At 73.5% G+C, this 777-nt stretch carries 2 pseudogenes; one reads left to right on the top strand and one right to left on the bottom strand.

Annotation, left to right across the window (positions count from 1 at the left end):
• Positions 1 to 184: pseudogene (locus tag LQ51_RS11235) on the bottom strand (leucyl aminopeptidase); the annotation flags it as partial.
• Positions 185 to 348: 164 nt separating this feature from the next.
• On the opposite strand from LQ51_RS11235, the pseudogene LQ51_RS11240 reads away from it, so the two are divergent.
• Positions 349 to 777 (top strand): annotated as a pseudogene (locus tag LQ51_RS11240) (glycine cleavage system protein T); the annotation flags it as partial.

Genomic DNA, 777 nt, shown 5'->3' on the forward strand with positions numbered 1-777 from the left:
CGGTCAGCTTGCCGTCGAACGCGGCGGCGATGCTCTCGGCGCCGCTGGCCAGCAGCAGGGCGCCGGCGGGTGAGCCGGCCTCCTGCCCGGTGGGCTGGCTGTGCACGCCGATCACGATCGCGTCGACGGCGAGTTCGGCGGGGTCGGTGTCGACCAGGCTGAGGGTGGTGCGGGGCGATGTCACGAAAGCTACTCCGGGCGGGCCGGGCCGGCCGCGTCGTGGCGTGCCGGCGATGAAGGTCTCCGGCGGCAACCTACCCGTCGGAGCAGTGGCTGTCCCGCCGATGGGTGCAGGCGGGGGTCCCGCCGATGCTAACCAGACCGGCTGGTGACGGTAAGTTGCCACCCATGACCGAGGTGACCTCCGACGCCGCCGCGACCCGGCTGCGCCGTTCCCCCCTGCACGAGCGGCACACCGCGCTCGGCGCCAAGTTCGCCCCGTTCGGGGGCTGGGAGATGCCCCTGGAGTACGCCGGCGGCGGCGTGCTCAAGGAGCACACGGCGGTGCGTACCGGGGTGGGTGTCTTCGACGTCTCGCACCTGGGCAAGGCACGGATCTCCGGGCCGGGCGCCGCGGACTTCGTCAACGCCTGCCTCACCAACGACCTGCGCCGGATCGGGCCCGGCCAGGCGCAGTACACGCTCTGCTGCGACCAGGCCACCGGCGGCGTGGTGGACGACATCATCGCCTACCTGCACGCCGACGACCACGTCTTCCTCGTGCCGAACGCGGCGAACACCGCCGAGGTGGTGCGCCGGCTGCGCGCCGCCGCGCCG

This window comes from Micromonospora sp. HK10 (assembly GCF_000982955.1).
Classification (GTDB): domain Bacteria; phylum Actinomycetota; class Actinomycetes; order Mycobacteriales; family Micromonosporaceae; genus Micromonospora.